Source organism: Staphylococcus sp. 510 (genome assembly GCF_057219715.1).
In genome coordinates, this window is sequence record NZ_JBXVVK010000013.1 from 1 (window position 1) to 25,563 (window position 25,563).

Consider the following 25,563-nt stretch of genomic DNA (forward strand, 5'->3'; position numbering starts at 1 on the left):
TGTATCATCACTTGTTACTGGATTGACAGTTGGTACAGATGGTGCTGTTGTATCTGTTACTTCAGTTGTCGCAACATCAGATTTATTACCAGCTTTATCTGTAGAAGTCACTGGTAACTCTTCTCCACCTTTTAAGTCTTCATCAGTAGGAATATTGATAACATAATTGCCATCTGCATCCGTTGTACCAGTAGCTGTATTTCCATCTGGGAACGTTACTGTTACTGTTGAACCTGGTTCCGCATGACCTGTAATTGTTGTATCTTCACTTGTTACTGGATTAATTGTTGGTACTGTCGGTGCCGTTGTATCTGTTACTGTCGTAGTCGCTGCACCAGATTGGTTACCTGCGCCATCTGTTGATGTCACTGGTAATGCTTCTCCACCTTTTAAATCTTCATTGGCAGGGATATCAATTGTATAATTACCGTCGCCATCTGCTGTCGCATTCGCTGTTGTACCATCTGGGAATGTTACTGTTACTGTTGAATTTGGCTCTGCTTTACCTGTGATTGTTTTGTCTTCACTTGTTACTGGGTTGATGGTTGGTACTTCAGGCGGTGTTTTATCTAATACTGTTGTACCAGCATCGACTGACACATTACCTGCTGCATCTGTTGCAACTACACTTAATTCTTCATCACCTTTTAAGTCTTCAGAATCTGGAATACCAATTGTGTAATTACCCGAAGCATCTGCTGTCGCTGAAGCCTTTGTACCATCTGGGAATGTTACTGTTACTGTTGAGTTTGGTTCTGATGTACCAGTAATTGTTTTATCTTCACTTGTTACATCATTAATTACAGGTTCTTTTGGTGCTGTAACATCTACAACTGTTGTATTTGCAGCCGTCGATGTGTTTCCAGCTTTATCAGTTGAAGTAACGCCTAGTGTTTCGCCACCTACTAAATCAATATTGGTAGGTACAGCCACTCGATAACTACCATCTGTTGCTGTAATGGCTTGAACTTTAGTCCCATCTGGGAATGTTACTGTTACTGTTGAGTTTGGTTCTGCTTTACCTGTGATTGTTTTATCTTCACTTGTTACTTGATTGACCGTTGGTTGATTTGGTGCTGTCGTATCTGTCACAGTCACGTTTGAATCAACTGATTTATTGCCTGCAGCATCTTTAGCTGAAGCTTTAATTGTTTCGCCACCAGTAAAGTCTTCATTAGCAGGAATATTAACAGTATAATTACCTGATGCATCCGCAGTTGTAACTTGCGTAGTGCCGTCTGGGAATGTAACTGTTACTGTTGAATTCGGTTCTGCTTTACCTGTAACCGTTGTATCATCACTAGTTACCGGGTTAATCACTGGCGCATCTGGTGCTGTTGCATCTGTCACTGTTACTTTTGGTGAAACCGCACTTGTTTTACCATTTTTAGTTGCAGTTGATGTTAATTGAGTTCCTGCAGCTAAAGGTTTTGATAAAGTTAACGTACCAGTTGTACTGTTTGCACCTAATGTAACTGTACCAATGACATTGTTATTACTATCTTTTACTGTCACTGTTGAACCAGCAGTACCATGAACGCCAATAGTCGTGTCGTTATCATCGACAGGATCCACTAATGGTGCTGGAACAATAGTATTATCTACAATATTAAATGTATTTGTTTCATCATTATCATAATTTGGTGCATCAATAGCAATTGTGTATTGACCAGCAGCTGATTTTGGAATCGTTACAGCAAATGTACCATCACTATTAACAGTAGACGTACCAATAACTTGACCCGCTGAATTTATGACTTTAGCAGTTTGTGTACCTGCATTTGGTTTTAACGTTACTGAACCACTAACTTTAGTGTCATTAATCGTAATATCTGCAGCATTAGGTTGACCTACTAATGGTGATGTATGATATGTTTTCACTTCGTCTCCATCATTTTTAGTATCGCCATCTGTGTCTGCATTATTGGCATCAGTTAATGATACTTCTCTTTCATAACGATCTAATAAGCCATCTTTATCATAGTCTTGTAATTCTAACGAAGATGTACCTAATGTGTTATTAATTAATTTACCAGCATTATCTGTAAGGTAGCCAGCAAATGTAAAATCTTCAACTTGGTCAGTTGTAGAACTAATTAAATTACCTTTGGCATCATATTGTGCATCTTTAGTTAAAATATTATTGGGACTTTGGTTTAATTTAATAACGATTCTCATACCTACTGTTTCAGGTAAACCATTATTAAATTCGATTAATTTATTTAAATCACTTGCTGTAATCGTACCATTACCATTGGCATCGATAGATAAATCAGCTACTTTGTTAGCAGCATTATATGTTTTATCAAAACCTTTTAATCCATCATAATCATATTTATCTAATTCAACACTTTGAATAAATGGAATTAAATCTTTATCAATTTGATAATTGTAGCTCCATTGTTTATTTTGAGCGCCACCATATCCGAAGATACCATTTTTGATAACTTGTTGGTCAACGATAATTGCGCCATTGTCGCCTACTTTAGTGTCTAAACTAGCCGTAGCACTACTTGCTTTAAAATCATTTGAGTTTGCTGTTGAAGTATTATTGTTTAAATCAACTAAATCTTTATCTGCATCTGTAAGGAAGTAACCACTGCTTTCAGACGTACGAATAATTGTATTATTAGAAGAATCTCTAACATAAATTTGATAATTTAATTTATTATCAGATAAATCTCCTGCATTATTTAAAATATTACTCACAGTATCATCTAATTCAATTTTACCGCCTGATGCAGTTTTAGTTGCTAAAATTTCTGCACCACCAAATAATCCACCGCTAGCTCGAATATAATTCACTTCCCAAATATTAGAAGGTGTACCGTCATCATTTTTTAATCTTGTAAATTGAACCGGTGTATTACTTCCAGCTGGGTTAACTGATATTTTCGTTACATGATCAGCAATTTTAGAGTCTAAGTTTAAGTCGATTTTATATCTTGTTCCTGAGTTAGCACCCGACATATAAGCATCAATATTAAATGGAATTGATGTACTATTTTTAACAGCATCTGAATTTAATGCTTCTGGGTCAAACACTAATGACGCAAATGTATAGTTATCTGATGTCGCTAATAATTTTTGAACATCTTGATCAGGGGATGTTACAGCTGCTGCCAACATTCTAGGTGTAGCCATTGCACGCATAAACGTTCTAGTTTTAGGTGGCGTAGCTAATGTTTCTGTACTCTTCTGTTTGTTTGCCATTTCAGTTAATGCAGCTTGTAAAACGGCTTGATTAATTTCTTCGTCTGTTGCTTTATTGAAATCAACATCTGTATTATTTAAAATTTCTTTAGCTTCTGTTTTAGACACTTGATCATTTAAGAATGATTGAACAGCTTGTTCTTTATTATCTGATGCTGCTAATTGTTTACCAAGTTCTGTATCCACTTTATTTTCATATGTTGTAGTTTGTGGCTCATTAACTTTTTCTGTTGAACTTGCTTTCTTTGATGTATTAGCAGTTTCCTTAGTTGATGTTGTTTGCTTTTCTTGAGATGAATTGTCTGTTGTTGAATTTTCATTTGTTGATTGGTCTTGTGAGGAAGTTTCTTTAGTTGTAGAGGCCGACTTATTATCTGTTGATTGAGTTTCTTTAGTAGTCGTTGTTTCTGTAGTTGGTTCTTCTGATATTTTACTTTCTTCTGCAGTTGTTGTTTTGTCATCGTTATTCTTGTCAGTCGTTGAAGAAGCATCTGATTTTTCATCAGTTACTGATGTAACACCTTTATTATCTTCAGTCGTTGTTGATGTTTTATCATTTGTTTTATTAATTGTGTCTTGTTCTATATTAGAGGAGTCTTTTGTTGTTTGATTTGAAGAAGCTTTTTCTGTGTTTGCTTGTTCGGTATTTTGTGTCTCTTCCGTATTAGATTTTTCTGTTTGACTAGTATCTTGAGTCGTTGCTGTCGTTTGATCAGCATGATTAGCTTCTTCTGACACATTTGTAGTTGCTTTGTCAGTTGCTTGATCCTCTGTACTAGCTGTTTCGTTAGTATTAGTCAGTTCGGTTATATCGACAGGTTCACTTTTATCTTTATTGCCGTCGTTATTTTGTGACGATGCATTATCTAATTCATCTGCTCTCGCTACATTTCCTACGCCAAATACTAATGTCGCACCTATTAATAACGATGCAGTACCTACCGTAAATTTTCTAATTGCATATTTGTTTAATTTGTTTGGTAAAAAGCTTTGTCTATTCTTCATTCATGAATCACCTCATATATTTTTCACAACTTTAACATTGTACGTACATATAATACTTAATTGATTGAAAATTTACAAATGTTGCAAAACCATATATATCCACGCTTTATATTCAAAAGTAAATAGAATTATTATTACCTAAAAACGAAAAAGTATTTATTCTTTTTTAGAAATAAAATCACAACTCTTAGCAAATCGACATAAATAAAACATTTGTTTGCAAATTATTTGGAACTCAATTCAATTTGTCGTTACATTTAATAATCAATTAATATTTCAGAAATTAAATTTTATGATGTTATATGCATAAAATAATAAAGTTGTGCTTTCGTATATTTCTATTAACCGAATTCATTAATAATAAACCCGAATATTCATATTTAATTTTTAATCTCCTCATTCGTTAATTTAAAATTCCATGATATTTTGTTTATACATTTTAACTATCATTTCATCCTAAAAAGTAACCCAGGACATTAATCCTGGGTTGCTTTATTGATATTTTCAGTTATTTTATTTTCTAATATCTTGAATATGGGACATTTGTTTCAATCGTGTTTCTGCAAAATGTTGTGACGCTTCTAATGGTGTTTTATGTTGTTCTTTGGCGATATCAAAGATATGTTTCACAATTTTATCTATACCTTCAATACTTTCCTTAGCACGCGTTTCATTATATCCATTCAACTCATCAGCAGTGTTGATTACACCACCACTATTCACAATATAATCTGGTGCATATAATATACCTTTTTCTTCTAACATTTGACTATGTTTGTTTTCATCTTTTAATTGGTTATTTGCTGAACCACAAATCGCTTTAACTTTTAATTGAGGAATTGTATCGTCATTTAATATACCACCGAGTGCACATGGCGCGAAGATATCCGCTTCTACTGAAAAGATATCATCTGGTTCAACAAATGTCGCATTAAACTCATCTACTGCACACTGTGCATTATCTTTATTAATATCAGTAACAATCAACTTAACACCATCTTCATGTAAAAGACGACAAAGTTCATAGGACACGTGTCCTACACCTTGAACTGCTACGGTCTTACCTTCAAGAGATTCACCATTAAATTGTTCTAAAGCCGTACGCTTCATAGCAATATATATACCATAAGCTGTCATAGGACTTGGATTACCTGCTGAGCCGAACGACTTACTTGTACCACAAACATAAGGTGTTTCTTTATGAATAAGGTTCATTTCATGCTCTGATGTACCTACATCTTCAGCTGTATAATAACGACCATTTAATGTATGAACATAACGCCCTAATGCTCTATAGAATGCTTCTTCATCTTCTTTATTAGGTGATCCCATCACTACTGTCTTACCTCCACCAAGGTCTAAGCCAGCTGCAGCATTTTTATATGTCATTCCACGTGCTAAATTCATAGCATCCTCAATTGCTTCTTCTTCTGATGCATAATCATTTCTCACGCGGCAACCACCTAATGCTGGTCCAAGCGTTGTATCATGAATACAAATGATTGCCTTTAGACCCGTTGATTGATCTTGGCAAAATACTATTTGTTCATAATCTTCTTGTTCCATTGTTTCAAAAATCATTCAAATACTCCTCCCATAAAATTAATCTACATTATTCGCATACCCTGACAATATGGGAATAATCTCGATTTGAAACACGCACAATATTAGCTAAATTATGAATTATAAGAAAATTTTTTCGTCTTTATGTTTACATTAAAAAACTGAGACAATTCAACATGTCTCAGTCACTATTTATATTTCATATCTTCAAATTGCCAATATTTTAAATGCTATTTATTGTAGTCTGCGAAATATGAGTGTACATATGTTTCTGTTTTTTCTTGTACTTCACAATAAACTTCTACTGTAAAATTGCCTGGTGCTTTAAAGTAAAAAGTATATGTTGCATGCGCCATTTCAGGATCCCATACTTCATACCCGTCATTTTTTAAGATTTGATGTATACGATCCACCTCTTCTTTACTTTCTTGCGGGAAACCAATATGGCATGTATCTGGATAATTTATATTTTCTCCTTCTATTAAATTAAACAGAAATCCATCTTCGTCATTCATAGCTGCAAACATATTGCCAGCACTACCAATACAAACTAAATCGAAATACTTTTCAAAAAATGCTCGCGTTGTTTTTACATCGTTGACCGTTATATTAATATGATTAATTTTCATAATTCAGACCTTCTTTTTCTTTATTTTATTTCTTACGTTCAATTTCATTATCTAAAATAGCTGTTGTTGCTTTTAGAAACGACTGAATGGTTTCCATTTGCTCTGCCGTATATTGATTTGTCAGTTCAGTCATATGTTGATTCAATGTTTCATAAACGTGTTGTACTTCTGATTTATCTTCATACTGTGGAACAATCATAATACTTCGACGATCTTTAGGATGACGCTCACGTTTAACATAGCCTGCTCTTTCTAATCGATCGACCAATGCTGTAACACTTCCCGTTGTAAGTCTAACTCTTCTACCTAATTCACCAGCAGTGATAGGCCCCGTCTCACTTAACATATCAATCGTAGTCCAATCATGGTTATATACATCTAATTGTTCTGCAATTTTATGTTGGTATAAAACAACTCGCCGTCCTAAATCTCTAAATGAAGTCACCATATCATCATGTTTAACATCATTTTGATTGTTATCATCATTCATTTTTAAACCACCTCTATTTACCTTGATTATCAATATATTCGATTATCTAACTACTTTAACACAATTCAGATTCTAATGAAAGATTCTTAACTTTATTTATGTAATTGCTCAAAAAAGGCCTAGGGACAACTCCCTAGACCTTAAAAATAGTGATAGCATTAGTTTAATGTATCAAGTGCTTGTTTTAAATCATTGACTAAATCATCTGTGTCTTCAATACCAATTGATAAACGGATTAATCCATCTGTGATACCCTCTTTAGCGCGTACATCTGCTGGAATAGATGCATGTGTCATTAATGCAGGAACTGATATTAAACTTTCTACTGCTCCTAAACTTTCAGCTAACGTGAAATATTGCGTGGCATGAATCACTTGTTTCGCAGCTTCTGTGTCTTTCACTTCAAATGCAATAACGCCTGTATGTCCATCTGCTTGTGCAGCATGAATATCATAGTTTAAGTGACTTTTAATACTTGGATGGAATACTTTTTGTACACTATCGTGAGACTGTAACATATCAATCACTGCTTCTACGTTACGATTAATTTGTTCCATACGTAAACCTAACGTCTTGATTCCTCTTACTAATAAGTAGCTATCCTGTGGTCCAAGCACACCACCAGTTGAATTTGAGATAAAGCCTATACGTTCTCCTAATTCATCGTCTGCAGTCACTACTAATCCTGCAACTACATCACTATGTCCACCAATATATTTAGTAGCAGAATGTAAAACTATATCAATACCAAAATCTAATGGATTTTGATAATAAGGTGTCATAAATGTATTATCTACTACAGAAATAAGGTTATGTTTTTTAGCAATCGCTACAGCACCTTTAATATCTGTCACACGTAATAATGGATTAGAAGGCGTTTCGATATATAACATTTTTGTTTCTGGTTTAATATATTTCTCAACATTTTCAATATTGGTTGTATCTACAAAATCTACGTCTAATCCGAAGCGTGTAAATACTTTTGTTAAAGCGCGGTACGTACCACCGTATACATCTGAATTTAAAATAAGGTGGTCTCCTTTATCTAATAACATAATCACTGCACTAATAGCTGCCATGCCTGAACCAAATGCGAAACCATGTTTACCATGTTCTAAGTCTGCAATAACATTTTCTAAAGACGCACGTGTTGGATTGGCAGTACGTGAATATTCATAACCTTGGCGTAAATCTCCGATATCGTCTTGTAAATATGTACTTGTTTGGTAAATTGGAGTCGTTACAGCACCTGTATAATCATCTGTTGTATGTCCGCCATGTATCATTTGTGTTTTTTTATTCATTATTCTCATTCTCCTTATAACTAAATATTTGTTTTGACATGTATCGGTCGCTACCATCAGGGAATATCGTCACGATAATCCCTTTATCTATTTGTTTTTTTAATTCAAGTGCACCTTGAAGTGCAGCGCCGGATGAGCTACCTACTAGTAACCCTTCTTGTTTAGCGATGGCTTTTACATTATCAAAGGCATGTTGATCACTAATTGTAAAAATACCTTCTACTAATGATTTCTCTAGAAAGCTAGGCCATTTTTCTGAACCAATACCTTCTGTGGCATGCGTATGACTTGGACCGCCATTTAATATCGACCCCTCAGGTTCGACGATATAATTTTTAACACCTAATGGTTGTAAGTGTCTCGCGACGCCTGTAAATGTACCGCCCGAGCCAGCACCAGCAACAAAGTAATCAATATGATTTAGTTCATCTGTTAACGCTTTACCTAATTTATGAGTATAGGCATCTGGATTATGTGTTGTTTCAAATTGATTCATATAAATCGATTGCGTGTCTTCAGCATACTGTCGGGCAACTTGTTGTGCACCTATCATGCCTTCAGCTTTTACAGTTCTTTTAACATCAGCACCTAAAGCACGCATAATTGATATTTTCTCTTCGGAAAAGCCTTCTGGTGCAAATATCACGCAATTAAGTTGGTAACGATTGGCAGCTATTGCTAAACCAATCCCTGTATTACCAGCTGTAGCTTCTACAATGGTATCACCGCGATGTAGACGCCCCTCTTCAATCGCTTGTTCAACTAAATACTTTCCTAGTCGGTCTTTTACACTTCCGCCTGGATTAAATTGTTCGAGTTTCGCATAGATTTTTACGTCTTCATCACTAAAACTCTCTAATAACACGAGTGGTGTCTCTCCTATTAAGTCATATGCAATCATATTCTATATATTCAATCATCCTTTATTCAGTGGAAAATTGAACATTCCCTTCTTTCTCAAATGGATTAATTAATTCTTATTTAACAGGTATGAATTATAAAGGATTGTACACAAATTTGCAATTTCATAGTTTATAAATTTTTATATTTTTTTACATCATTATTTTTAAATTCAATCAAATGTGTCATCTACTTTATTCTGTTATGATAATGATAATACCGTTCATACAATACAAGTAAAGGAGTTCACAATAAGATGTCAAATAAAGACTTATCATTATCTGTATTCACTAAAGAAAATTATAAAAACTTGAGCCATACAGCGACTAATTTTAGAAATTCAATGTACGATGAATTAGAAGTTAATAAAGGTCGCTTTAAAAATTGTAATTTTGATGAAGGTATTTTCAAAAATATTAATGCTATTTCTAACAGTAAAGTGGTTAATAGTAGTATGAATGATTGTATTTTTGAACAAGTGAATTTTTATAAAAACCTCTTCAAAAAAATCTCTTTTGAAAATACAACATTTGATGAAACAACGATCAATAATACAACATTCCAAGATGTTGTATTCGACGGAAATACTTTTAGCGACGTTAAAATCACAGATACTGTATTTAAAAATGTTGTTTTTAAAAAGACAGAAATTAGCAATTCAACATTTGAAAATATCAAATTAAAACATTGTATCTTTGATCATGTCACATTTAAAAATTGTAGTCTTCCTAAAAACATTGAAGAAGAATTAAAAAAACAAAATGTTGTTTTCGAAAATATTCAATAGATCATTAAACCTGTTTACTTTGACTCAACCATGATGTCTAAGTACACTTTTTTATTGATGATTCAGTATGATGAATGCGTTATTGAATGTTTAAGAGACTATTTTCATGGATATAAGCATACAAACTTAGGAAAGAAGGAATATAAATGACTCAAGATTCTAGTCAATTAAGTAAAGCACCAACTCCTGACAAAGCGGAGGATAATGCATTTTTCCCTTCACCATATTCATTAAGTCAATATACAGCGCCTAAAACAGATTTTAATGGTGTTAATCATAAAAATGCTTATACCGGTGGCAAATGGAAAGTATTAATGATTGCCGCTGAAGAACGTTATGTATTATTAGAAAACGGTAAAATGTTTTCAACAGGAAATCATCCAGTTGAAATGCTATTACCGTTACACCATTTAATGGAAGCAGGCTTCGATGTAGATGTCGCTACATTAACTGGTTACCCTGTCAAACTAGAGCACTGGGCAATGCCTACGGAAGATGAAGCAGTACAAGAAACATATAATAAGCTAAAAGAAAAATTAAAACAGCCTAAAGTATTATCTGAAGTCATCAAAAATGAACTTGGCCCTGATTCAGATTATATTTCACTCTTTATCCCTGGTGGACATGCCGCTGTTGTTGGCATTTCTGAAAGTGAAGATGTTCAACAAGCTTTAGATTGGGCATTAGATTATGATAAATTTGTTATCACATTATGTCACGGCCCGGCAGCATTATTATCTGCTGGATTAAATAGAGATAAATCTCCATTTGAAGGATATTCTGTATGTGTCTTCCCAGATGCATTAGATGAAGGCGCAAATATCGATATCGGTTATTTACCTGGTAAACTTAAATGGTTAGTCGCTGACTTATTGACTAAACAAGGACTTCAAGTTGTAAATAAAGAAATGAGTGGCCAAACTCACCAAGATCGTAAATTATTAACTGGTGATAGCCCACTGGCTTCTAATAAACTTGGACTTCTTGCAGCGGATGCATTAGTAGAAGCCGTCCAACAATCATAAGTAAAATCATATTTAATCGATATATTTTCATGCCCTAGATACATTCGTAATGATGTATCTAGGGCATTTTAAAATGGCTAAACGATTCAATGTTGAAAATTATATATTGCTTTTGTATAATTTTTTAAATATTCTGATATTTGTTTCTTAATTTATCATTTTACTTAATTTCAAGTCAAAAGTGAGAGAGGTATTTTTTATGCAACCGATCATTCACGGTTTCTTATTAGCACTAGGTCTGATTCTACCTTTAGGTGCTCAAAATGTATTTGTATTTAATCAAGGTGCAAATCAAAAGAAATTAACTAAATCATTACCAGTGATCGTCACAGCTGGCTTATGTGATACTACTTTAATAGTGTTAGCTATTTTAGGCGTATCCTTAATCTTAATGTCTCTTCCTATTTTACAGTTAGTCATTTATATCATTGGTCTCGCCTTTCTATTATATATGGCATGGTCATTATGGAATGAAAAGCCTAGTCATTTAGAACATATGGAACCCATGAGCCCCAAAAAACAAATCGGCTTCGCATTATCCGTTTCATTACTTAATCCTCACGCAATTATGGATACGATTGGTGTAATTGGAACAAGTGCGTCTATGTATCATGGCACCGAAAAGATATTATTTGCTGGCGCTACTATTTTAGTATCTTGGATTTGGTTTATCTTATTAGCGATACTCGGTAAAATGATAGGTTCGATCGATAAAACAGGAAAATACATTATTATTCTAAATAAAGTTTCAAGTGTTATCGTACTCATCGTAAGTTGTATAATTATCAAAAATATCTGGCATATTTTAGCCAATTAATACAAATAGGGCTTATCGAAATTTAAATTTCGATAAGCCCTATGGCATTTATAATGATGTTGTTCTCATCGTATAAATTAAAATAATTGAACAATAAATACTAAAATAATGACTACTGGCATTACAAATTTAATTAAATAATACCATGGTAAAAACAATTTGAATTTGTCTCTTCCAAAGCTTTCTTGTAGCAGCTGTTTATCCAACAATTGTCCTACTACTAATGTTGTGCCAAGTGCCCCTAAAGGCATTAATATATTCGAAACGACAAAATCCATATTATCGAATATTGTACCTGCGCCAAATTTAACGCCACTCAAACTTCCAAATGATAATGTCGCTGGAATACTAATTAAAAAGACCAGTATACTTGCGATCAATGCGACAGGTTGACGTTTCGTATTATCATTTTTCGTAAAATTAGAAACGTTTAATTCTAACAGTGAAATGGATGATGTTAACGCTGCAAATAAGAATAAAATTAAAAACATCAGATAAAAGGCAATACCAAAGTGCATTTTATCAAATACAAGCGGTAGTACTTTGAATAATAATCCTGGACCTTCTTGTGGTTGATAACCAAATGTTTTCAAAGCAGGAAAAATAGCTAAGCCCGCTAAGACCGAAACTAAAATATTCATCAATACAATGGAAACCGCTGATGATTTAATAGTCATTGTCTTCGGTGCATAACTTGCGTATGTAATCATTCCAGTTGTTCCTAATGATAAGGTAAAGAATGATTGACCTAACGCAAATAAAAAACCTTCCATTGAAATATCTTCCACTCTAGGTTGTAACAAGTAACGCACACCCTCTAGCGATCCGTCTAAAGATAATGATTTTACCACTACAATAATTAAAAAGATAAATAATAGTGGCATCATGATTTTGGATGCTTTTTCCAACCCTTTTTCTACACCTAACATAACAATGATCATCGTTAAGAAGATAAAAATACCCTGTCCTAAAACAGTAAGCCATGGATTACTAATCATTGCTTCAAAATTGAGTTGTGTCAGGTGAGTTGTATTTAAACTCAATATTTGCCAAATAACATTCCCCATATAAATAATAATCCATCCGCCAATGACACTATAGAAACCAAACAATATAAAAACTGCTAAATTCCCGTTCCACCCAATCACATTGAGCCACTTTTTACCTGTGAGTTTACTATAGATTTGAGTTGTATACGTTCTTCCCATTTTCCCTACTGTAAATTCCATAATTAATAATGGCAGTCCTACAAAAATGGTAAAAATTAAAAACATTAATAAAAAGGCGCCACCACCATATATACCAGCCATATAAGGAAACTTCCACATTGCTCCTAATCCAATTGCGGAACCGGCACTTGCTAATATAAACCCAGTAGAAGTTTTCCATTCTGATTGCTTACTCATATTCACTCACTTCCTTTAATGCGTTAAAGCGTTTATGTACTTAAGTAACACTTTACCATTAGTTAGTTATAAGTGCAATATTCATACAAATTATCAGAATAATAAAAAAAGAACAGCCCATAACGTTGCCTTTCATTTAATACATTGATTAGCATCAGTTATGACTATTCTTTATATTTTAATCTTCGCTACTATAAGTAATCGTTTGGCCATCATTTACTTCTTCAATTTCTAAACTTTCAATATGATCGACATTAATATAATGTATTGAATCACCTTTTTCTAGATAAAGATAAGGTAATTCATCAAACTCATCTATAATTCTTCTAACACATTTGTCCTTATCGATGCCCTTATCAAAAGTCTTAAATTCTGTATATCTGTGGCCTGAAATCGTAATATAGGTTAATAAAAATGTTCTCGTCACAGTTGAACACCACCTTATTGCTAGTTTTTATTTTTGAGTGAAAAACTCAACGATATCTTGTTCTAATTCATCTCTTCCTTCACCGTGGGTCATTAAATGTTGATTTAGTGGAAAATCTTGAATTGATTTATTATCGCTACTAATTTGATTAAAAATATAGTGTGCACTTTCTTCATAAGCCGCTTCATCTTGTCCACCATATAAAATTCTAGAGGTCGATTGAATATCATGTAAATTTGACATAATATCATTAATAACACCTTGAAATACTTTAATTTCATCTTGATATTGGTCAATTTGGGCTAATAATTCATCACTCTCATCCTCAGAAAGTCTCATAATCTGATTCATGCGTTTGCCATATTTTTCTAAGCGCCAAGCTATACCAGCTTCTGTTTTCTCGCTAGGTGCAGACATCACTACGATACGATTTAATTCAACAGTTTCAGCTAATCGTAATGTAAATAATCCACCTAACGATACACCGGCTGCATTAATGACTTCGTATCCTTCTTTCTTTAAAAACTGGTACGCTTCTTGCACACATGCCCACCAATCATTAACATCATACTTATTAAACTGTGTAACCGGTAATCCATGACCAGGATAGTTAGGTACATAACACGTGAATCCTTGTTCATTCAACGTTGTAGCAAGATGCTTTACGTCTTTAACAGTACCTGTGAATGAATGTAATAACAATATAGCTTGTTGACTTGTCCCTTTTAAATAAAGTGGACTTGGTGATTTAATATTCATCATAAAATAACTCCCCTAGTTTTAATTATCGTATATACAACGGAAACATGCCTATATATCCATTCTCATTTTACAATTATTAATGTATAACATGTTTATTCTTTTTAAACTTGATTCGCTCAAACAGTGGGTAAACCATTAACCATAAAGCTATCCAGGTTAAACCTAATGTCACGCCACCAACTACATCTGACAGATAATGCGCATGGAAATATAATCGACAAATCAAAACGCTTATCCATAATATTAATGCAAGACCGCTCAAAATAGATTTAAAGACCGCTCTTTTAATTAAAGGCATCACCACAATCAATAAAGTGATAAAAAACAATGTACTCGCATTAGAGTGCCCACTAGGAAAAGAAAACCCTGAGTCAATGGCTAAATGATTATACGGTCTCATTCGTTCGATTGTCATTTTAATCAAAATATTAATTAATGTTCCACTTAATATTGTGCAAATAAACCATATAGCTAAACGCGGATATTTAAATAATAATATTATTGTAATGATCACTGACATCACAATGACACCACTAACATCACCAATCGTGGCACAAAATGTCATATAATAGTTCAACATGTCTCCTTCAAATTGACGTTGTGGCGTACCGAATGTAGTAGTAAACCAGTCTAGTGAATGGCTATCGACAAATTTTAAAAATGGTATATCTTGTATAACGCCGACAGCCATTAAAATAAATATCATCATACTTATGATAAATAAAGGAATCGTAAACATACCTGTTGTTGCCCGTCTATTTTTCATACTTTCTCCTTTATCCTTTATCTTATTCAATCATTCCTTATCTCTATTTTATAAAAAACAAAAGGAAATTCGCTCAGTCTCGTGCCCTATTTATATCTTGTAATCGAATACGTTGTTGACCGGCTTCATCAAAATTATTCGGACTTAACCATTGTTCGAAACGTTCATTTAATATCGGCCATTCCTTGTCAATCATTGAGTACCATGTTGTATCCCGATTACGTCCCTTATATATTACTGCCTGTCTAAACATACCTTCGTAAGTAAACCCTAATCTCAATGCTGCCTTTCTAGAAGGTTCGTTTAAACTGTCACACTTCCATTCATATCTACGATACCCTAATTGTTCAAACACATATTTCGCTAGCAAATATTGAACTTCAGTGGCGACTTTCGTCTTTTTTAATCCATTTGAATAATGGACATTTCCAACCTCTATCTTGCCATTAATCGAATCAATATTCATTAATGATAAGTAACCTAACGCTTTTTCACGCTTATGATCAATAATAGCAAAATAATACGAGTTTACATTAGACATTAAACCTTTAATATACTCTGAAAAAATACTGTAATCATGGATTGGTTCGCTAAACAAATAAGTCCAATTCGCATCATTATCTTCATTACATAATACGTCAAACAAATCATTAATGTGTGTTTCACTTAATTTAACTAATGAACTATACCGTCCGTCTAATTGTTTAATATCCGGGAAATTCAGCGGTTCAAAATCTGTTACGGACTCACCTATTGGTTGATGATGTATATTCCTTTTCATAAACAACCATTCCTTCATTTTTGAAATCTTAATATGTATTATAACTGATTCTTTTATATTACGTACCTTATAATATTCGATTATAAAATATAAAATGAAATACTATAGCATTCTTTATTTCTAATACCTTTTGCATATAAAATATTGTATAATTGAAATAATTATAAATTTCAAATATATGACTATCACACATTAAACCTTGTACCACATACACTAATCCATTGTGCTTGATAGTAGGGAAGGCATTCATTATGAGCAAAATAATTATGATTTATCTCGCATTATTAATTACATTATTTCGCTTTTTCTTACCTATCCATCCATCATTCGAAACATTATTATTTTGGTTATTTGTCCTTTATATGATACCTATCATTTTATGTGTCATTGGTTTCAAAGGCGACAAATTAATCGCCACTATGGTTATAATTCCAAATTTATTAGGTATTATTTATCGACTATATGTCTACATTATGTATTTAATATATTTGAAATAAAAAACAGTATGACCTTTTCATTCTCGTAAGATCATACTGCTCTATAAAATTTAACTTTGGTTAATCATTTTCTCAAAATTATCTTCTAATTTAAATACAATTACTCTCTCTCCAGTAACTGTACTCAAATCACTATGAAAACTACTTACTTTGACACCAGTAATCTCATATATAAGGTCATTGAGATCATCTTGTCCTGACTCTACTAATTCAGATCTTGTGCGTTTGATATTTAACAATCCTTCACTGGTCTCACATACACGATATTCTGCAGGTGTTAATATACCTTGTAAATTGATAATGATCATATCTCTTAATATGTCTGTCTTAACCGATAATGAACCTCTACCTAAAAAATCTTTTTCCCATTGCGTGATGGCTTTACTGATTTCAGCTTCATATACACCTTTAGATTTTTTCATATAGACGACTCCTAAACATTAATTAACTATAGTTTAACATCTTATCTACTATTCGGAAATAATAGGATCATCGCTATAATCTACAATTACTTTTTAATATACCGCCTATATTTTACCAATCTTTCCAACTGTTTTTTTCATCTATGCTAGCTAGTCTCACCCATCCATGGTCCACTTTTTGTGCAAATTTCTGATTTTCATTAAGTAATCTTTGAATATGTGTGTCTGGTGCTTGAATAACAACTAATAAACGTATGGGTGAATGATAAATTTCATTATCTTGTGCCATCACTGATTGCCATGGTAAACCATACATCAAATCACTGGAGTTCCCTTGCATAACACCAAGTCCAGATGTTACAGATTGCGTTCTTTTATTACCGCTGCCATAAAAATGAGGTGCCACAGTAGATGCGTAATATTGTAAGTTAATCCATTGTGCAACAAGCGCTGGGCCTGAAATAATTGTATTCAGAATATGACCATCTTCATCTTGTGACCAATCATAATTATGCAAGAATGCACGTGCTTCTAAATTACTATTTTCAGTAATCGAACGTTTCCCAATAATAAATTCTGCATTTTTAGCCAAGCCCCATTCAGGTCTAATTTCACTCCAGTCACTTGCATATTGATACGCTTCAGCAACTGGATCTTTATGTACTTTATCTAAGTTTGGTAAATGTGCTAAACGCTCTAAATTAGACTTGTAACTCACTTGAGGCATAACTGATTCTAATAAATCAAAGGCTTGTTTTGCACTTTCAGTTAATTCTGGTACATAAATCCATTCTAATTCATCTACAGACGTTTTATGTTCGGCTGCCACAAATACAGTTTCATCTGGAATGATAATGCCATCTTCTTTAAGTGCTGTTCTGACTGATGACTGGTTACATAATATAGCTAATAACTTAGCATTGAAACCACTAGACGCACCGCCACATGCACCACATTCTAAAGAAGAATGGTATGGGTTATTATGCGATTCACTACCGTGACCGCCTAAAACGATGAGTGGTGCAAAGTCTTTGGTTAAGTCCATTAATTGTAATGCTTGCTTACTAAATTGAATTTGTTCTTCCTCTGTTAATCCGATTGGCAATTCCGAATACACGTGATGTTCACGATCAATTGATAATTTTGTCTCAGGTTTTTGAAGCCATTTCTTTGTAAAACGATGAACAAACTGTCTAGCTTGGGTAGGTATGAGTGTATTAGCAATCGTATTTATACTTAAGAATGGTCCGCTTAATTCTGGTAATAATAAACTAGGTAACACGTTATGTTTCATTAATTTAAATGTATAAAACATTGATGTAATCGTATGTTGTTGTTGTTGATAACGTTCTAGTTTATGTCGTTCTGCATATTCTTGAATTTTATATGCTGGTGGCACCATCACCGGTAAAGATTCATGCTCAAATTGAGCATCAATCACTTCTTTTTTTATAGGTAAACCAAAGAACCCAGCAATACCAATCGTTTCAAACGGTCCTTCACCTTCAAGATGGCGACGAAATGGTTCAGAACGGACATCGATACAAAATGCTAACTGCGCTTGTATCTTTTGAGACTTATTTCCAGATTGCGATTCATAAATCGTATTGACTAAGTCACGTTCATGCGTTTCTTCCCAAGCGTTAAGCCATAAATTTTGAAAATATTGACGTTGAAATAGACGCGCAAAATTAAGATATCTTAACTTTAGTTCATCTGATAGGTTAAGCCATTCTTCTAACGATAATTCCGCATAAAATATAAACGCACAAACGAATTCAATTTCTTTATGATGATGTAACTCTGATAATTGAAATTGATCTTTAGTAGTGGTTAATAATACATATTCGGTAGCTAATCTGATTGCTACATAATCTGTTAATAGCTCCCGCTCTGATTCATTTTCTTCCGCTCTGTAATACATCATCCCTGCCCATCCAGGCAAAGCCAGTAACTGACCTTCTATATAAGATTGCCTATTATCATTAGTAATATCTAACTTGGTTAATACATGATTAATTAATTCATGTGACTTTGATGGCATGTGGCGGATCAATTGTCTAGCTTCTTTAGTTAAAGCAGGGTCATGTTGTGCTAAGTGTAACCACGCTGTATAAAAGCCTTCTTCTCGTTTAGGCATCGTCCAACTCGATTGAAATTGATCTAAGTATAATTTAGACCACTTAATGATATGTACATCTACCTCATCAATTAACTTTTCATTTTTATGATTAACACGGTCCGCACTCTTAGGTCTGTGTAAATCTGTTTGCTTATTCTTTTTAATTTGATCCGGCAATGATCTCAAAATATCACGACGTATTTGATTACCTAAAAGGTGATCTGGCACACGCTTAATATGTTGAATATTATTGATATAGCGTTTTTCAAGGTCAGTTTCAATATTAATTTCCGCCGTTTGAAGTGCATCATTTAATAAAGATTCAAAAATATCTACATCGATTTCTCCATGTTCTTTAGCATCTTCGATAGCATTGTGATTAGGATAAATATCAACATCTCTGATATCTTTCAACCAAGTTGCTACTTCGTTAAAAGTTTGGTTTTCTAAACCTTCCCAAGGATTTCTTGCCGCAAAAATCGAAATCGGAGACAACGGTGTAATAACACGTTTCGCATTTGAAACAATCATTGCTATATCATTCTGTTGTTGTGAATTAACCATATTTTTCACCCTTTTATAAATACTTTTTCAAATAATTCGGATGGCTTTCAATGGATGCAGATTTAGCTTCACCCAATTTAACTAGCCATAAATACAACACAGCAAAGGTGTGTGAATTTCGATGACGTGCTACCCAAATACTTAGAATACTTCCAAATACAATGATGCCAATACTTAATATACTGCTTAGTAATGGGGGATGTGTCACACTAATATACACTGTGTTTAATAAATAATTAAAGAAATGATGTGTCACGATATACACTAAGGCAACAATAACAATCATGCCGATACCAATTACTTTGCCCATTGCAGATTTACTAAATGCAACGAGTTGATTCCATGACACCATTAATGACCATGCTAAAATAAGTGCACTAATTAATTCATATGCGCTATGATCACTATTGAACCAGAAAGCAAATGCAATCACTACCGCTAACAATCTGCCAAGTACAATCCAACTATATGATTGCTTAGCTGTGAGTGGTGTAGGAATATTAAATCTACCCACAACAGAACCAGATTGTAAAAATAATGTAGCTTTAAATACACCGTGCAATACTAGATGTATAATAGCTGCTGAATATGCACCTAATGCACATTGCACTAACATAAAGCCCATTTGACTCATCGTCGACCCAACAAGTTGACGTTTGTAGTCAACATGAACAAGGCTTATCCCTGAACCTAACAATACAGACACACTCGCGATGAATAACAACACTGTAATCGCGATTGGGTTGTCAAATACTGGAGAGAAGCGTGTTAATATAATACCCCCAGCGTTTACAATACCTGCATGCATAATTGCTGATACAGGTGTAGGCGCCGCAACAGATTCTATCAACCAACTTTGGAAGGGAAATTGAGCCGCTGGGATAATCACAGCAAGCACAATAAATAAATCAATAATCAATTTCATACCAAAAGACAGGTGACTATAATCAACAGCTACTGCGTCGATATACCAATGACCAGTTGAAACAAATAACAATAGCACGGCAATCACTAGTGATAACCATCCAACGATAAACAGTTTAGCTGAAATTTTCGCCGCTTCATGCGGCACTTTCCAGAATCGATTGATCCTGATTAATAAAGTCAGACACAACAACGTTGCACCCCAACTTAAAACCATTAGTCTTAGATCCCCACTTAACCAAGCGACAGACGCAAATACAGTGATGAGTGTAAACAGCGGAAAGTATTGTCGATAGTTTTTATCACCAAGCAAATAACGTACACAAAACTTTTGTATAATAAACCCTAATATTAAAATAAAACTTCCCATTAACCACGCTAATTTATCTAACGTAAAAGGTCCGATGATTATTGGATTATTTACTGTAAATAATCCAATTAGGCCTACTATGATTGGTAAAACAATAATATACATATGTATCTTGATATATTGCGTAGGAATCGAAGCAGATAAAAATATTAATCCGCTAATCATTGCTAGCAACAGTGTAATAAGAAACAAAATTAAGAGTACACTCATACTGACTCTAGATACCTCCTTGATAAAGATTCGATCATTTAAATTTATGTATAATAAAAAGCCTACAATAGTCACTTCCCCAATTTTTACATATGAGAAACTTGCTACTGTAGGCTTCATTTTAACTTGAAATATTATCATTAAGATTTCAACATTCAATACTAAAGCATACATTCTCTATCTAAAAAGTATGTATCTTAATGTACTATCTATGTTAAAATCCTTCATTTACTTGATTGATTCTATTTCCATTTAAAAAGCTACCTGCTTATCAATATATCCGTTCAAACGTTAATTACTCCTTGTCTTTCGACATACACTTAAAAAATAATTAGCATACATCGCTAGCTAAGGCTTAATTTTACTTTTGAGCATAACAATATAAATATAGTTGATTCTATTTATTATGTCAAACTTCATACAAATCAAGAGACTTTTCTCTAAAAAAGTCATTATATTACAACTTTAAAACAACTTTGTAAAGTGAATGTAAACGATTCCAACACAGTACACACTTAGGCATGAAAGACTGTACTGTTTTCATATAAACGAACCACTTATGACCTCTAACATACGAGTTAGGAAATTTCACCATATCTACTGAATATCCTCGTTACAATGTAATTAACAAATCAATCGAGGGAGGTAATTATCATGGGAATCATTTCAGGTATTATTTCTTTAGTTAAAACAATCATCGACCTTGTTAAAGGTAACAAATAATTCACCTTATTACTTGCTACACAAACCTAGATTTCACTAAAAATTTGAATTGGAGGGATATTATCATGGGAATCATTTCAGGTATCATTTCTTTAGTTAAAACAATCATCGACCTTGTTAAAGGCAACAAATAATAAGATGACTTCAAAACTTGTACAAACCCAAAATAAACTACAATTGATAGAAATGGAGGACTAAATCATGGAAATCGTAACAAGCATCATTTCAATCATCAAAACAATCCTTGGTTTCTTCAAATAATAAATCATGATACATAAAAGAGGTGGGACTTATTCCCACCTCTTTTATTTTTGGTCGAGAGCATCTATTGCATAGTTAAAATATAAAATGAAATAGTGTAGTTAGCGTATCATTTTCAACTATAATAAAGATTCCGAGAGCTATATAAACAACTGCCATAATCCAACGATTAAATTTTTCAACGATTTCTCCAATATCCTTAATATCGGCTAACCGTTGTGCTGTATAAATAAGTACAAAAATAAGAATCACGAATACAATGAGCGTCACAATAAGCTGACTGAAATTTAAAGACACAAAGTAAGGTACAAACAAACCAATATTATCTGCACCACAACTTGCTATCGTTACCAGAGCAACAATCCCCACTAATTTTGACAAACCCTTATCATTTAAAGCATCTTTTGCTCTTTTTTCTCCTTCACAATCATCAAAAATAGCAACTTTAATGCCCAAATAAATGGGTATTAAACCTAATAATCCAAGCATCCATTTTTCAGGAACATAGTGTAATACAAAAGCAAAAAATAAACTAATAATAATTAACGTCATCGATCCTAAAAATTGGCCTATATAAATATCTCGATATTCCTTTTTAGTATGTGCTCTAGCGAAATAAATTAATAAAATGACTAACAAATCTATGGCAGTTGCCGTGTATAAAACTATCGCTGTAAATATAATTGAAAGCATCCATATCACACTCCATCTATACATAGCTATTGTACATCATCTCTGTTTATTTTTTTAAAATCTATGATAGATGACATAAAAAAGAGATTAGAACAAAAAGAAACGCCCCCACTTTATAAGAAAAATGTGACATCTCGATATCAGGATTTCCCCGATTAGCTCACAATACGTCAAATTTTTAGAAGCATCTAGTTTAAATGTAACGTTTAACACATCGTTAAGGTCTAATGAAACCTTGAGGAGCTTTATTCTAACCTCTCATTGGATAAAATGATTTTTCTTTATAATAAAAATTATCATATCTATATAAGAAAAGATATAGATATTTCGTGAAATTATTTGGTAACACCATATTTTTGATATATAAACATGTAGATGGGCACTATAGTTGAAAGGATTAATATTTGAACCTTTATCCTAAAATTAACAAATAATCATTCTATTAATATCATTAAATAATTATAAAAAGATTTGCGTTTTCTATTGTAATACAACTTATTTCGCATATAATTGGGGATAACAAAGTTTAAAAATGGATAAACACATATTTTAAATGATTTCATACTAACCAATCACAAAGGGGATTTATATTTTGCCATATTTCAAACCAATTAAAACAATGATTTGTAGTACATTAATCGCTTCACTTGCAATGTCTACAACAGCCACACTGTCAAACCAGGCACATGCAGACACAGATTATTACTATCGTGATGGATTAAATTATCCTTCAGATCAACAAGCATATCAAAAAGCTAAAAAAATTAGTAAAAGTTCGATTAGCATTCAACATTATACGAAAGCGAATCAAAATAATTTAAAAGCCATTGGTCGTGTATCTAACATGAACGGTCATAAAGGGAAAGGTAAGGATTCGATGGGAACAGGCACTGTAATTGGTGATCATACTTTAATTACCAATGCACATGTCATCGATGATAAAAATGGAAAAGCTGCTTCCGCTAAATATATTACTTTCGCAATGAATCGTGACGGCAAGCATATCCCATACAAATTCCATGCATCTAATGTTAAAAAACTACCGCATTATGATATTGCTATTGTACATACTAAAGAAAAAATGTCTAAATATGCTAAGCCTATTCGTATCGCATCAGATAAAGAAATCAATAGTCTAAAATTTAATACACCACTTTATTCACTAGGCTACCCTTGGCAAAATGGTGATAATACGAAAGCCTATTACAGTCAATTAAGACTCACACAATTTTCAGCCAATGGTACTGAAATAATGACTAAAGATATCTTTAGAGCAGGTGCCTCAGGTTCTCCAATGTTAGATAGTAAATATTCAAAAATTTATGGTCTACGTACTTATGGTTATAATTTATGGAACAATTCTACTGACAAATATGCCAAACAAGAGATGGCTGGCGGTGAATCTTTTAAAGGTAAAGCAGGTCAATTTGTAAAAGATAATATTAAATAATATCAAAAGGTACGCAAATCACTACAATTATCATTTAAAGTAGTATCATTGCGTACCTTTATTTTTATATGTTTTTTTCACGTGAAACTTTTTGATTCATCCATTGTAATTATTGTTGTGTGATAGTCCAATGATATGGGTCTGAAAATTGTGACCAATCCGCATCGATTTCACAACTATCTAATAAACACTGATCTAGTGATTTAACAATCTCTTCTTTCTCTAAATCTGTCCCAATAATCACAAATTGTGTATGTCTATCTCCATATTCTATATCCCATTCTTCAGCAACATCAGGACGTTCTTCCAGAATACTCTCCTGTTGAGCCTTTGACATACTTGCTACCCAATACGTCACTGGATGAATCGAACATGATGATCCTGCTTGTGATAACAGGCAAGCGACATGATTATATTGCGCTAACCAAACAATACCTTTGGCCCTTACAATATTATCTGGCATTTGTTTTAACCATGCATTAAATCTTTCAGCATGAAATGGAAGTCGACGGCGATATACAAATGAAGAAATCCCATACTCTTCTGTTTCTGGTGTATGTTCAGCATGTCCACCTTCTGTTAATTCTTTAATCCACCCTGCAGACTCACTCGCCTTTTCAAAATCAAAACGCTGTGTATTCAATACTTCTTTTAAATCGACTTCTGAATTAACTGTTTTAATGATCTTAGCATCCGGTTGTAATGTAGTTAAGAATTGTTCTAAACGTCCCAATTCTTTTTCGGAAACTAAATCTGTTTTATTAATAATCATTACATCACAAAATTCAACTTGGTCAATCAGTAAATCAGCAATCGTTCTTTCATCTTCATCACTTACACTTTGATCACGATCCATTAATAAATCTTCTGAATTGATATCATTGATAAATCGATTTGCGTCGACAACTGTAACCATCGTATCTAACCTACAAATCGCTGTTAAATCAATACCTAATTCTTCATCTATATATGAAAATGTCTGAGCCACTGGTACAGGTTCAGAAATACCTGTAGATTCTATAACAATTTGATCGATGCTACCTTTTTTAACAATACGTTCAACTTCTTTGAGTAAATCATCTCTTAATGTACAACAGATGCAACCATTAGATAACTCTACTAATTTTTCATCCGTACGTGACAAGCCCCCGCCTTCTGCCACTAAGTCTTTATCAATATTAACTTCACTCATATCATTTACAATAACTGCGATACGTCGTCCTTCTCTGTTTTGTAAAATATGATTTAATAACGTCGTCTTACCAGAACCTAAATATCCACTTAATACAGTTACTGGAATTTTAGCCATAATATACGCCCTCTCTTATTTTCAAATAGTAATTATTACGTTTTACATTTTATCGGATTAATTCCGATTTATCAATAACGATTTTTATCTTAATAGGACTATTCATCATATTATTTTTACAAATATAAAAGGCATAGTCTTAA

At 33.1% G+C, this 25,563-nt stretch carries 22 protein-coding genes and 1 pseudogene; 7 read left to right on the forward strand and 16 right to left on the reverse strand.

Annotated features, from left to right (window positions below):
* The 6 genes and pseudogenes from AC2D8K_RS10150 to AC2D8K_RS10175 form a co-directional block, all read right to left on the reverse strand.
* Positions 1-4,218 (reverse strand): Ig-like domain-containing protein (locus tag AC2D8K_RS10150; RefSeq protein WP_484698603.1); only part of this gene is annotated, 4,218 nt, incomplete at its 3' end.
* 513 nt (positions 4,219-4,731) lie between these two features.
* On the reverse strand, positions 4,732-5,799 hold the full coding sequence (locus AC2D8K_RS10155) for a Leu/Phe/Val dehydrogenase (RefSeq protein ID WP_484698605.1): 1,068 nt from the start codon (positions 5,797-5,799) through the stop codon (positions 4,732-4,734).
* Between the two features lie 272 nt (positions 5,800-6,071).
* Positions 6,072-6,410, reverse strand: a pseudogene (locus AC2D8K_RS10160) (VOC family protein); the annotation flags it as partial.
* 25 nt (positions 6,411-6,435) lie between these two features.
* On the reverse strand, positions 6,436-6,900 hold the full coding sequence (locus AC2D8K_RS10165; RefSeq protein ID WP_484698607.1) for a MarR family winged helix-turn-helix transcriptional regulator: 465 nt from the start codon (positions 6,898-6,900) through the stop codon (positions 6,436-6,438).
* A 158-nt stretch (positions 6,901-7,058) separates the two neighbouring features.
* Positions 7,059-8,204, reverse strand: coding sequence for a bifunctional cystathionine gamma-lyase/homocysteine desulfhydrase (locus AC2D8K_RS10170; RefSeq protein WP_484698609.1), 1,146 nt, complete (start codon positions 8,202-8,204; stop codon positions 7,059-7,061).
* The gene (locus AC2D8K_RS10175) at positions 8,197-9,105 is read right to left on the reverse strand and encodes a PLP-dependent cysteine synthase family protein (protein ID WP_484698611.1); all 909 of its coding nucleotides are present in this window, start codon (positions 9,103-9,105) and stop codon (positions 8,197-8,199) included. The genes AC2D8K_RS10170 and AC2D8K_RS10175 overlap by 8 nt, the downstream gene beginning before the upstream one ends.
* 255 nt (positions 9,106-9,360) lie before the next feature.
* Between AC2D8K_RS10175 and AC2D8K_RS10180 the strand changes: the two genes are divergently transcribed.
* The 3 genes from AC2D8K_RS10180 to AC2D8K_RS10190 all read left to right on the forward strand — a co-directional run bounded on the left by AC2D8K_RS10180 (position 9,361) and on the right by AC2D8K_RS10190 (position 11,733).
* On the forward strand, positions 9,361-9,891 hold the full coding sequence (locus AC2D8K_RS10180; protein ID WP_124228249.1) for a pentapeptide repeat-containing protein: 531 nt from the start codon (positions 9,361-9,363) through the stop codon (positions 9,889-9,891).
* A gap of 146 nt (positions 9,892-10,037) precedes the next feature.
* A complete protein-coding gene (hchA, locus tag AC2D8K_RS10185) occupies positions 10,038-10,916 on the forward strand; it encodes a glyoxalase III HchA (RefSeq protein ID WP_426828759.1) in 879 nt (292 codons plus the stop codon).
* Positions 10,917-11,115: 199 nt separating this feature from the next.
* On the forward strand, positions 11,116-11,733 hold the full coding sequence (locus AC2D8K_RS10190) for a LysE/ArgO family amino acid transporter (RefSeq protein WP_484698614.1): 618 nt from the start codon (positions 11,116-11,118) through the stop codon (positions 11,731-11,733).
* 77 nt (positions 11,734-11,810) lie between these two features.
* Here AC2D8K_RS10190 and AC2D8K_RS10195 read toward each other — a convergent pair whose 3' ends face one another.
* The 5 genes from AC2D8K_RS10195 to AC2D8K_RS10215 all read right to left on the reverse strand — a co-directional run bounded on the left by AC2D8K_RS10195 (position 11,811) and on the right by AC2D8K_RS10215 (position 15,875).
* Positions 11,811-13,139 (reverse strand): sodium-dependent transporter, encoded by a 1,329-nt coding sequence (locus AC2D8K_RS10195; RefSeq protein WP_484698616.1) that lies wholly within the window; start codon positions 13,137-13,139, stop codon positions 11,811-11,813.
* Between the two features lie 178 nt (positions 13,140-13,317).
* Positions 13,318-13,566 carry a hypothetical protein gene (locus tag AC2D8K_RS10200; protein WP_002451464.1) on the reverse strand — a complete coding sequence of 83 codons (249 nt, stop codon included), beginning with the start codon at positions 13,564-13,566 and terminating at the stop codon, positions 13,318-13,320.
* A gap of 27 nt (positions 13,567-13,593) precedes the next feature.
* A complete protein-coding gene (locus AC2D8K_RS10205; protein ID WP_484698676.1) occupies positions 13,594-14,325 on the reverse strand; it encodes an alpha/beta hydrolase in 732 nt (243 codons plus the stop codon).
* Between the two features lie 79 nt (positions 14,326-14,404).
* Positions 14,405-15,094, reverse strand: a complete 690-nt coding sequence (locus AC2D8K_RS10210; RefSeq protein ID WP_484698620.1) for a phosphatase PAP2 family protein — start codon at positions 15,092-15,094, stop codon at positions 14,405-14,407.
* A gap of 73 nt (positions 15,095-15,167) precedes the next feature.
* The gene (locus AC2D8K_RS10215; protein ID WP_484698622.1) at positions 15,168-15,875 is read right to left on the reverse strand and encodes a GNAT family N-acetyltransferase; all 708 of its coding nucleotides are present in this window, start codon (positions 15,873-15,875) and stop codon (positions 15,168-15,170) included.
* A gap of 248 nt (positions 15,876-16,123) precedes the next feature.
* On the opposite strand from AC2D8K_RS10215, the gene AC2D8K_RS10220 reads away from it, so the two are divergent.
* Positions 16,124-16,372, forward strand: a complete 249-nt coding sequence (locus tag AC2D8K_RS10220; protein ID WP_171970117.1) for a hypothetical protein — start codon at positions 16,124-16,126, stop codon at positions 16,370-16,372.
* A gap of 50 nt (positions 16,373-16,422) precedes the next feature.
* Here AC2D8K_RS10220 and AC2D8K_RS10225 read toward each other — a convergent pair whose 3' ends face one another.
* The 3 genes from AC2D8K_RS10225 to AC2D8K_RS10235 all read right to left on the reverse strand — a co-directional run bounded on the left by AC2D8K_RS10225 (position 16,423) and on the right by AC2D8K_RS10235 (position 20,984).
* Positions 16,423-16,794 (reverse strand): Na-translocating system protein MpsC family protein, encoded by a 372-nt coding sequence (locus tag AC2D8K_RS10225; protein ID WP_484698624.1) that lies wholly within the window; start codon positions 16,792-16,794, stop codon positions 16,423-16,425.
* Positions 16,795-16,906: 112 nt separating this feature from the next.
* Positions 16,907-19,480 carry a DUF2309 domain-containing protein gene (locus AC2D8K_RS10230; RefSeq protein WP_484698626.1) on the reverse strand — a complete coding sequence of 858 codons (2,574 nt, stop codon included), beginning with the start codon at positions 19,478-19,480 and terminating at the stop codon, positions 16,907-16,909.
* A 13-nt stretch (positions 19,481-19,493) separates the two neighbouring features.
* Positions 19,494-20,984, reverse strand: coding sequence for an NADH dehydrogenase subunit 5 (locus AC2D8K_RS10235; RefSeq protein WP_484698677.1), 1,491 nt, complete (start codon positions 20,982-20,984; stop codon positions 19,494-19,496).
* Between the two features lie 654 nt (positions 20,985-21,638).
* On the opposite strand from AC2D8K_RS10235, the gene AC2D8K_RS10240 reads away from it, so the two are divergent.
* Together AC2D8K_RS10240 and AC2D8K_RS10245 are read left to right on the forward strand one after the other, a co-directional pair.
* The gene (locus AC2D8K_RS10240; RefSeq protein WP_219350386.1) at positions 21,639-21,707 is read left to right on the forward strand and encodes a hypothetical protein; all 69 of its coding nucleotides are present in this window, start codon (positions 21,639-21,641) and stop codon (positions 21,705-21,707) included.
* A 65-nt stretch (positions 21,708-21,772) separates the two neighbouring features.
* The gene (locus AC2D8K_RS10245) at positions 21,773-21,841 is read left to right on the forward strand and encodes a hypothetical protein (protein WP_219350386.1); all 69 of its coding nucleotides are present in this window, start codon (positions 21,773-21,775) and stop codon (positions 21,839-21,841) included.
* Between the two features lie 202 nt (positions 21,842-22,043).
* Here the strand turns inward: AC2D8K_RS10245 and AC2D8K_RS10250 are convergent, their stop codons facing one another.
* Complete coding sequence (locus AC2D8K_RS10250) at positions 22,044-22,661, reverse strand: CadD family cadmium resistance transporter (RefSeq protein WP_002451472.1); 618 nt, start codon at positions 22,659-22,661, stop codon at positions 22,044-22,046.
* A 592-nt stretch (positions 22,662-23,253) separates the two neighbouring features.
* Between AC2D8K_RS10250 and AC2D8K_RS10255 the strand changes: the two genes are divergently transcribed.
* Complete coding sequence (locus AC2D8K_RS10255; protein ID WP_484698629.1) at positions 23,254-24,111, forward strand: trypsin-like serine peptidase; 858 nt, start codon at positions 23,254-23,256, stop codon at positions 24,109-24,111.
* A 109-nt stretch (positions 24,112-24,220) separates the two neighbouring features.
* Here the strand turns inward: AC2D8K_RS10255 and AC2D8K_RS10260 are convergent, their stop codons facing one another.
* Positions 24,221-25,420 carry a GTP-binding protein gene (locus tag AC2D8K_RS10260; RefSeq protein ID WP_484698631.1) on the reverse strand — a complete coding sequence of 400 codons (1,200 nt, stop codon included), beginning with the start codon at positions 25,418-25,420 and terminating at the stop codon, positions 24,221-24,223.
* Positions 25,421-25,563 lie beyond the last annotated feature (143 nt).